The 4,744-nt window shown below is 73.0% G+C and carries 3 protein-coding genes; 1 reads left to right on the plus strand and 2 read right to left on the minus strand.

From position 1 onward, the window contains the following. A partial coding sequence (locus GL263_RS21755; protein WP_182857434.1) for a squalene/phytoene synthase family protein occupies positions 1–1,001 on the minus strand: 1,001 nt, incomplete at its 3' end. A gap of 569 nt (positions 1,002–1,570) precedes the next feature. Between GL263_RS21755 and GL263_RS21760 the strand changes: the two genes are divergently transcribed. Then, positions 1,571–3,790 (plus strand): NADP-dependent isocitrate dehydrogenase, encoded by a 2,220-nt coding sequence (locus GL263_RS21760; RefSeq protein ID WP_182857435.1) that lies wholly within the window; start codon positions 1,571–1,573, stop codon positions 3,788–3,790. Positions 3,791–3,910: 120 nt separating this feature from the next. Here the strand turns inward: GL263_RS21760 and GL263_RS21765 are convergent, their stop codons facing one another. Then, positions 3,911–4,726: a VOC family protein gene (locus tag GL263_RS21765; protein WP_182857436.1), complete on the minus strand. Its 816-nt coding sequence runs from the start codon at positions 4,724–4,726 to the stop codon at positions 3,911–3,913. Positions 4,727–4,744 lie beyond the last annotated feature (18 nt).

Genomic DNA, 4,744 nt, shown 5'->3' on the forward strand with positions numbered 1-4,744 from the left:
CCGCTGGGGTGCGGCTTCGGCGGCAGCACGGGCCGCGCGCCGCCGCGCCCGGGGCGTGCCGCCGTCTCGACGCCGTGCGGCTGCCCGTCCGGCCCGGCCGGCTCGCTGCCCTCCGGTCGCACCGCCGCTCCGGCGGCGCGCGGCGGGGCGCTGATCGGAACCAGGCGCCAGGCGACGGCCGCCCGGGCCCGGGCGGGTGCCAGCACCCGCCAGCGGGCGACCGGCGAGACGCGCGGGGTGCGGCGCAGCAGCGCGGCGCCGGACCGTTCCACCGCGCGCAGCCTGGCGTGGAAGAGGCCGGTGGTGGTCCGCAGCAGGATGGCGGGGACGGGGTGCAGTCCGGCGGTGAGGCGCGGCTGGTCGAGCCAGTCGCGCGCCCGGCCGGTCAGCTCGCCGACGAGGGCGCGCAGTTCGGGTGTCCAGCGGCGGTCGAGCACGTCGTCGGGGTCGACGTCGAAGCGCGCCAGCTCGGCAATGGGGACGAGCAGGTCGCCGCGCGCGAGGTCGCCCGGCAGGTCGACCAGGGTGTCGGTGAGGTACATGCCGTCGAGGAAGTGGGAGAAGCCCTCGACCTGCTCCCAGCGCAGGGGCATGGCCACGCCCGCGCGGTCGAGCAGGGTCCGGCACTGCTCGGCCCAGGAGAGGTTGGTGGAGCGCACCCAGGCGCTCCAGTCCGCCCAGGTCTCCAGGCGGCGGCCGGCGGCGTCCTCCCGGACGGTGTCGAAGGAGGAGAAGATCCCCTCGGGGTCCAGTCCCCAGCGCAGCACGGTGTCCACGACGGCGAGCCGTACCGGGTCGTCGCTGGTGCCGCGCCGGATGTCGGCGTCGAGGGCGGCGGTCCAGTCGGACAGCCGGGCGGCGCGTTCGGCCGCGTCGCCCTCGGTCGAGTCGATCAGGTCGTCGCCGGTGCGCAGGGCGGCCCACAGGGCCCAGCAGGCGGGGCGCAGGGCGGGCGGCATGAGCGCCATGAGCGCGTACTCGGCGGGGCTTGTGGTGCGCACGAGGCGGCGGCACTCGCGGTAGCCGGCGCGCAGCGCGGCGTCCGCGCCGCCCTGGGACGGCTGGGTGGGAACGGGGGACAGCGGGGACCACCTACTCGATCGACTGCGACACCGCCGGGCGCGGCGGCGTCGTCACGTCCTCACGGACCTACGTCCTCGGGGACTCACGTCCTCACGGACTCACGGGCTCACGGGCTCACGACTGGGCCGGCCGGGCGCCGCCCCCCTTTCCTGCTTCCCTGCTTTCCTGCCATCACTTCGTGACGGTCACCATACGTGGCGCGCCGCGCTGGTGCCGATGAGCTGATCTTTCAGCCGATCGTGTGACGCCCCCGGGGGTGCGCTCGACGGCTGACCTGCGGCGCGGCCGGAGCCTGCCCGTTCGGTCGCACGAGGGGGCGAACGGAGGCCGTCGACGAGGGGACCACTCGCCGTCACCTCCGGACGGCTCGCCGCCGGCACGCCGTCCCGCCCGCGCCCGGCGACGGGCCCGGGGCCCCCTCGCCCCGGGCCTCCCGGCGAGATATCTTGATGTCGAGCAATGTTGCAGACGTGGAGCGGAGCACCCGGTGACTGACTCGACCATCATCTACACGCACACCGACGAGGCGCCGGCCCTGGCGACCCATTCCTTCCTGCCGATCGTCAAGGCCTACGCGGCGACGGCCGGCGTCCCGGTGGAGAGCCGGGACATCTCCCTGGCCGGCCGCATCATCGCGAGCTTCCCGGAGTGGCTGGAGGAGTCGCAGCGGATCGACGACGCGCTCGCGGAGCTGGGTGAGCTGGCGAAGACGCCCGGGGCCAACATCATCAAGCTGCCCAACATCTCGGCGTCCATCCCGCAGCTGAAGGCCGCCGTCGCCGAGCTGCAGGCCCAGGGCTACGCGCTGCCGGACTACCCGGACGACCCGAAGACCGACGAGGAGCGGGAGATCCGCGCCCGCTACGACAAGGTCAAGGGCAGCGCCGTCAACCCGGTGCTGCGCGAGGGCAACTCCGACCGCCGCGCCCCCGCCTCGGTGAAGAACTACGCCAAGGCCCACCCGCACCGCATGGGCGCCTGGACGGCCGACTCCAAGACGAACGTCGTGCACATGACCGCCGACGACTTCCGCTCCACCGAGAAGTCCGCCGTCATCGCCGAGGACGGCGCGCTGCGCATCGAGCTGGCCGCCGAGGACGGCACCACCACCGTGCTGCGCGAGTCGGTACCGGTGCTCGCCGGCGAGGTCGTGGACGCGGCCGTCATGCGCGTCGCGGCGCTGCGCGAGTTCCTGGCCGCGCAGGTCGGCCGGGCCAAGGCGGAGGGTGTGCTGTTCTCGCTGCACCTGAAGGCCACCATGATGAAGGTCTCCGACCCGATCATCTTCGGCCACGCCGTGCGCGCGTTCTTCCCGAAGACGTTCGCCGCCCACGGTGAGACGCTGGCCGCCGCCGGCCTCACCCCGAACGACGGCCTGGGCGGCATCCTCGCCGGCCTGGACAAGCTGCCCGAGGGCGAGGCGATCAAGGCGTCCTTCGAGGCCGAGCTGGCCGAGGGCCCGGAGATGGCCATGGTCGACTCCGACCGCGGCATCACCAACCTGCACGTGCCCAGCGACGTCATCGTCGACGCCTCCATGCCGGCGATGATCCGCACCTCCGGCCACATGTGGGGCCCGGACGGCAACGAGGCCGACACCCTGGCCGTCCTGCCGGACAGCAGCTACGCCGGCGTCTACCAGGTCGTCATCGACGACTGCCGCGCCAACGGCGCCTTCGACCCGGCCACCATGGGCTCGGTGCCGAACGTCGGCCTGATGGCGCAGAAGGCCGAGGAGTACGGCAGCCACGACAAGACCTTCGAGATCGCGACCGCCGGCACGGTCCGCGTCGTCGACGGCTCCGGCGCGGTCGTGCTGGAGCAGCAGGTGTCGCCCGGCGACATCTTCCGCATGTGCCAGACGAAGGACCTGCCGATCCGCGACTGGGTCAAGCTCGCCGTCACCCGCGCCCGCGCGACCGGCGACCCGGCCGTCTTCTGGCTCGACGAGAACCGCGCCCACGACGCGAACCTCATCAAGAAGGTCAAGGCGTACCTGCCCGAGCACGACACCGAGGGCCTGCGGATCGAGATCATGTCCCCGGTCGAGGCCACCGCGTTCTCCCTGGAGCGCATCCGCCGCGGCGAGGACACGATCTCCGTCACCGGCAACGTGCTGCGCGACTACCTGACGGACCTCTTCCCGATCCTGGAGCTGGGCACCAGCGCCAAGATGCTGTCCGTCGTGCCGCTGATGAACGGCGGCGGCCTCTTCGAGACCGGCGCCGGCGGCTCGGCGCCCAAGCACGTGCAGCAGCTGGTCAAGGAGAACTACCTGCGCTGGGACAGCCTCGGTGAGTTCCTGGCGCTCGCGGTGAGCTTCGAGCACTACGCGCAGACCACCGGCAACACCCGCGCCAAGGTGCTCGCCGACACCCTGGACCGCGCCACCGCCTCCTTCCTCAACGAGGACAAGTCGCCCAGCCGCCGTCTCGGCGGCATCGACAACCGGGGCAGCCACTTCTACTTGGCCCTGTACTGGGCGCAGGAGCTGGCCGCGCAGACCGACGACACGCAGCTCGCCGAGGCGTTCGCCGGTCTGGCCAAGACGCTGGCCGAGCTGGAGTCGACCATCGTCGACGAGCTGATCGCCGTGCAGGGCTCCCCGGCCGAGATCGGCGGCTACTACCAGCCGGACGTCGAGAAGGCCTCCGCGGTCATGCGTCCCTCCCAGACCCTGAACCAGGCCCTCGCGACGCTCGCCTGAACAGCCGGACGCCGGACGGTCGTCAGCCGGAGGACAACCGGCTGACAACCGCCCGGCGGCGGTCACGGCGGGTGGGGAGGCGTCGCTGGGGCGCATTCCCACCCGCCTTCCGTGTGTCTGTCAGGCGGCGGGGTCGAGCTGCGGCATCTCGCCCGCGGTGGTCGACGGGTCGATGACCGCGAAGGCGGCGCCCTGGGGGTCGACGAGGGAGGCGATGCGGCCGAACGGGCTGTCCATCGGCTCCCACTCCAGGGTGCCGCCGAGGCGCCGGGCGGTCTCCACCGCCGCGTCGCAGTCGGCGACGGCGAAGTACACCAGGACGCGCGGGGAGCGGTCGTCGGGGAAGTCCGGGCCGCCGGTGCGCATGCGGCCCATCACCGGGCGGTCGGGGCCCAGTTCCCACACCCGGTAGTCCATGTCCGGGCTCCGCATCAGCTTCGTGTCGTAGCCGAAGAGGGCGGGGAAGAAGGCGTCGGACCGCTCGGGTTCGCCGGTGAGCAGTTCGCTCCAGGTGTAGGCGCCGACCTCGCCCACCCTCTCGAAGCCGGTGTGCACGCCGGACTGCCACAGGCCGAGCACCGCCCCGGACGGCTCCCGGACCAGGCTCATGGAGCCGAAGTCGCCGATCCGCATGGGCTCCATGAGCAGGGTGCCGCCGAGGTCGCGGGCGCGGTTCGCGGTGGCGGCGACGTCGGAGGCGGACAGGTACAGGCACCAGGCGGGCGGCTGCGGGGGCTGGCCCGGCATCGGTGGTGCGACGGCGGCGACGGCGCGCTCGCCGGCGTACGCCTGGGTGTAGTCGCCGTACTCGGGCGCGGACTCGCCGAAGGTCCAGCCGAGTACCTCGCTGTAGAAGCGTTTGGCGCCTTCGAGGTCGGGGAACGTGGCGTCGACCCAGCAGGGCTCGCCGTCGGGGCGGGTGGCGGCGTCGGGCATGAGGGGGTTCCTTTCGGG

The sequence above is a fragment of the Streptomyces durbertensis genome (assembly GCF_014156695.1).
Classification (GTDB): domain Bacteria; phylum Actinomycetota; class Actinomycetes; order Streptomycetales; family Streptomycetaceae; genus Streptomyces; species Streptomyces durbertensis.

Bases quoted from the DNA above. Each gene is read 5' to 3' on its own strand.
- GL263_RS21765 (WP_182857436.1), bottom strand. From the start codon at position 4,726: ATGCCCGACGCCGCCACCCGCCCCGACGGCGAGCCCTGCTGGGTCGAC.